Below are 4667 nucleotides of genomic sequence, written 5' to 3' on the forward strand. Positions count from 1 at the left end.
GCGGTGCTGCTGTACGACCACGAGGTGGTCGAGCGGGTCCCGGAGGAGCCGCACGACCGTCCCGTGCACCTGGTGGTCACTCCGGGTGGGACGAGGCGCTTCACGAGCGCGTGAGGACGCGCCCGGCCGGGGCTGCCCGGCCGGGCGCGGGGCGCCCTACGGCGTGAGCGTCAGGGTGTCCCCCGTGCTCTCCTCCACGGCTCTGCTGCTGAACGGCCAGTCGAGCAGCTCGCCCTTGGCCCACTTCTCCGTCTGGTCGGTGTAGTTCGCGCTGTACGCGTGCCCCGAGGCACCGGTCAGGTTGATCCAGCGGGACTTGTCCCAGTCGTCGACGTTGATCACCATCCGCATGGACGGCACCCACCTGACGTCGTAGCCGCCGGCCGCGTTCCAGCCCGTGGCGTTGACCGCGGCCTCGCCGCCGCCCAGATTCCACGGGCCGCGGTTGAGGAGGGACTTCACGATGCCGGGACCCTCCGTACCGAGGGTCTGGTTCTCCAGGGTCAGCTGGTGCAGCCGGCCCCAGCTCCAGGTGGAGACGTCCTTGCCGAGCTTGGCGGTCAGCTCCCAGCGCGCGTCCGTGAGCGCGCGCAGCAGGAGTTCGTCACGCGTCTTGGCCGGACCCTCGACCCGCGTCTTGGGGGCCTGCCACCAGTCGTTGTCCTCGTCCTTGAGGATCTTGCGGGTGATCTCGAACCACCGGTCGCCGCCGTCGGGCTGCGCCGAGTCCGCGGAGCGCTGGCCGCACTCCCGTACCAGTTCTTCGAGGTCGTCGGCCGGGCCCGTGCTGTCGGCGGGGCGCACGTTGAGGCACTCCCCCTTGACGCGCATCTCCTTGGGAAGCTTGTTCCCGAAGGCGAGCTTGAGGACGTTGCGCCAGACCGCGTTGAAGTACGCGGCCGCCGCCGAGTCCGGCTCCTGGGAGTTGTCCCAGCCTTCGAGGAGCTTCTGGGCCTCGCGGATCGAGGGGTCCGAGACATCGACCTTCAGCAGGTGCGGCATCAGCAGCTTGGCGATCTCGCTGTAGTTGTCGGTCTGCATGGTGCGCATGTCGTCGGTGGAGATCTTGCCACCGTCCTTGATCTTCGACTTGATGAGGTCGTTGATCCGCTCGCTGCGGGCGCCGTAGCCCCAGTCCTCGGTCAGCGGGTACGGGTAGTCGTCCGAGTCGATGACGGCCTGGTTGGCGGTGACGATGTAGCCGCGCTCCGGGTCCTCCTCGTAAGGAAGCTCGTCGAAGGGGATGTAGTCCTCCCAGCGGTACTTCGGCTCCCAGCCGGGGGCCGGCATCGAGCCGTCGCCCTCGGCGCGGATCGGGATCCGGCCGGGCGCCTGGTAGCCGATCTTGCCCTTCGTGTCCGCGTAGATCAGGTTTTGCGAGGGGACCTCGAAGTTCCGGGCCGCCTGGCGGAACTCGGGGAAGTTCTTCGCTTTGTTGAGCGCGAAGACCGCGTCCATGGACTTGCCCGCCTCAAGGGCGGTCCACTGGAGGGAGACCGCGTATCCCTCGCCGCGGTCGGGGGCGGCGTTGTTGACGGGGGCCTTGTCGCCGACCTTGCGCAGCTCGGAGTTGCGGTCGGAGACGACCGGGCGGCCGTTCTCGGTGGAGCGGACCGTGATGGTCTTGGACTTGCCCCCGGCGACCTTGATCGTTTCCTGACGGGTCTTGAACTTCTTCTGCTCGTTCCCGTACTGGTAGGTGTCGCCGTTGACCTTCTCCAGATAGAGGTCGGTCACGTCGGCGCCGAGGTTGGTCATGCCCCAGGCGATGTCCTTGTTGTGGCCGATTATGACGCCCGGCATGCCGGCGAAGGTGTAGCCGGCGACGTCGTACTGGCAGTCCTTGGTGAAGCTGCGGCAGTGCAGGCCCATCTGGTACCAGACGGAGGGCAGTTGGGGCGCGAGGTGCGGGTCGTTGGCGAGCAGCGGCTTGCCGGTCGTCGTGTACTCGCCGGAGACGACCCACGAGTTGGAGCCTATGCCGCTGCCGCTGGGGCCGAGGAGGGCGGGGATCTCGTCGAGGGTGCCGGAGAGGGCGTCGAGCTGGGACTCCAGGCCCTCGACGGCGCCGCCCGTGCCGGTGCCTGTTCCCGTACCGGTGCCCGTTCCCGTGCCGGTGCCGGTGCCTGTTCCCGTACCTGTGCCCGTTCCCGTGCCGGTGCCCGTCGCGTCGCCCGGTTCGGCCTTCGGGTCGAACTCCTTCGCGAGCGGGTCGACCGCGCCCTCGCTGACGATCGGCTGGTTCCTGTCGTACGGATACGACGGATACAGGTCCTTGATCTGCTTCTCGTCCATCCTGCTCGTGAGCAGCGAACGGTCTATCTCGTCCTGCATGTTGGCGCGCAGGTCCCACGCCATCGCCTTGAGCCAGGCCACGGAGTCGACGGGGGTCCACTTCGCGGGCTTGTAGTCGTTGGTGAAGTTCAGCGCGGCGTACTCGACGGAGATGTCCTTGCCGTCGCGGCCCTTGAGGTAGTCGTTGACGCCGTCCGCGTACGACTGGAGGTTCTTCTTCGTCTCGTCCGAGAGCTTGGTGTCGTACTCCTGCTGGGCCACCCGCCGCCAGCCGAGCGTGCGCAGGAACTCGTCCGTCGCGACCTGCCCCTTGCCGAACATCTCGGAAAGCCGCCCCGAGGTCATGTGGCGCCGGACGTCCATCTCCCAGAAGCGGTCCTGCGCCTGGACGTAGCCCTGCGCGCGGAACAGGTCCTTGTCGGTATTCGCGTAGATCTGCGGGACGCCGTAACTGTCGCGCTTGACCTCGACCTGGCCGTCGAGTCCCGGCAGCTTTATCGTGCCGGTGGTCTGCGGGAGCGAGGCACGCACGGTGCTGACGCCCCAGTAGGCGCCGTAACCAACGCCTGCTACCAGCGCCAGCACCAGGACGATCACGACAAAGCGGGCGCGTCGCCCCTTCTTTTTGGTGGCGGGGGGCGTTGAGTTGGCGGGCATCGCTGTCCTTCGAGGGGCAGGGTGGTCCTGGAATGCTGCAGCAACCATAGGCGCAGCGCTTCACCCGTCCCGACGCGGTGTCACTAGTACGACCCGGAGTACGGCCCGACGGGACTCCTCAGACGATCACACAGGAAATCACGCGATCGATCGCACGGACGATCGATCGCGTCAAGAAAACGTTAAAGATTAGGTAAGGTAACGAAGTGCCTACTGCCGGAGAAACGATCCGGTGTGCGCGAGGGGAAGGATCGGCCGCTGACTGTCCACCAGCTCAATGAACTCCTGCTCATCTGCTCGCTCGTGCTGCTGATCGCAGTCGCCGCGGTACGGATCTCGTCCCGGAGCGGGCTGCCCAGCCTGCTGCTCTACCTCGGGATCGGCGTCGTCATAGGCCAGGACGGCATCTTCAACGTCAAGTTCGACAACGCCGAGCTGACCCAGGTGATCGGCTACGCCGCGCTGGTCGTGATCCTCGCCGAGGGCGGTCTCGCCGCCAAGTGGAAAGAGGCCAAACCCGCGTTGCCGGCCGCCGTCGCCCTGTCGACCGTCGGTGTCGGCGTGAGCGTGGGCGTCACCGCGGCCGCCGCGCACTATCTCGTCGGTCTGGACTGGCGGCAGGCGCTGATCATCGGCGCGGTCGTCTCGTCCACGGACGCCGCCGCCGTCTTCTCCGTACTGAGGAAGATTCCGCTGCCGTCGAGGGTGACGGGCGCGCTGGAGGCGGAGTCGGGCTTCAACGACGCCCCCGTGGTGATCATGGTCGTGGCGCTGTCGACCGTCGGACCGGTGGAGCACTGGTACGTACTGGTCGGCGAGATCGTCCTGGAGCTGGCCATCGGTGCCGCCGTCGGGATCGCGGTCGGCTGGCTGGGCGCCTTCGGGCTCCGGCATGTGGCGCTGCCGGCCTCCGGTCTGTACCCGATCGCCGTGATGGCCATCGCCGTCGTCGCGTACGCGGCCGGGGCCATGGCCCACGGCAGCGGATTCCTCGCCGTCTACCTGGCCTCCATGCTGCTGGGGAACTCCAAGCTGCCGCACGCGCCCGCGACCCGCGGTTTCGCGGAGGGGCTCGGCTGGCTCGCGCAGATCGGCATGTTCGTCCTGCTGGGGCTGCTGGTGACGCCGCACGAACTGGGCGACGACTTCTGGCCCGCGGTGATAGTGGGCCTGGTGCTGACCGCGGTGGCGCGGCCCCTGTCCGTACTGGTCAGCCTCGCGCCGTTCCGTATCCCCTGGCAGGAGAAGGCGCTGATGTCGTGGGCGGGGCTGCGTGGCGCCGTGCCCATCGTCATCGCGACCATCCCGATGGTCTCGGGGATCGAGGGCAGCCACCGGATCTTCAACATCGTCTTCGTGCTGGTCGTCGTCTACACACTCGTGCAGGGGCCGACGCTGCCCTGGGTCGCCAGGATGCTGCACCTCGGCAACCCCGCCGAGGCGGCCGACCTCGGGGTCGAGTCGGCGCCGCTGGAGCGGCTGCGCGGTCATCTGCTGTCCGTGGCCATCCCGGACCGGTCGAAGATGCACGGCGTGGAGGTCGGCGAGCTGCGGCTGCCCGCGGGGTCGGCGGTCACGCTGGTCGTACGGGAGGACAAGAGCTTCGTGCCGGGGCCGTCCACCGTGCTGCGGCGGGGGGACGAGCTGCTGGTGGTGGCGACGGATCCGGTGCGGGACGCGGCCGAGCGGCGGCTGCGGGCCGTCGGGCAGGGCGG

At 68.3% G+C, this 4667-nt stretch carries 2 protein-coding genes and 1 pseudogene; 2 read left to right on the top strand and 1 reads right to left on the bottom strand.

Going from position 1 to position 4667, the window contains the following annotated elements; genetic code table 11:
- Positions 1 to 114, top strand: a pseudogene (locus tag P3L51_RS35190) (5-formyltetrahydrofolate cyclo-ligase); the annotation flags it as partial.
- 42 nt (positions 115 to 156) lie between these two features.
- Here the strand turns inward: P3L51_RS35190 and P3L51_RS35195 are convergent.
- A complete protein-coding gene (locus tag P3L51_RS35195) occupies positions 157 to 2952 on the bottom strand; it encodes a penicillin acylase family protein (protein ID WP_354609434.1) in 2796 nt (931 codons plus the stop codon).
- 234 nt (positions 2953 to 3186) lie between these two features.
- On the opposite strand from P3L51_RS35195, the gene P3L51_RS35200 reads away from it, so the two are divergent.
- A partial coding sequence (locus P3L51_RS35200) for a potassium/proton antiporter (protein WP_354609435.1) occupies positions 3187 to 4667 on the top strand: 1481 nt, incomplete at its 3' end.

Source organism: Streptomyces panacea (assembly GCF_040560175.1).
Taxonomy (GTDB): Bacteria; Actinomycetota; Actinomycetes; order Streptomycetales; family Streptomycetaceae; genus Streptomyces; species Streptomyces panacea.

Coding starts and splice junctions, on each gene's coding strand:
- P3L51_RS35195 (WP_354609434.1), bottom strand. CDS start 2,952: ATGCCCGCCAACTCAACGCCCCCCGCCACCAAAAAGAAGGGGCGACGC.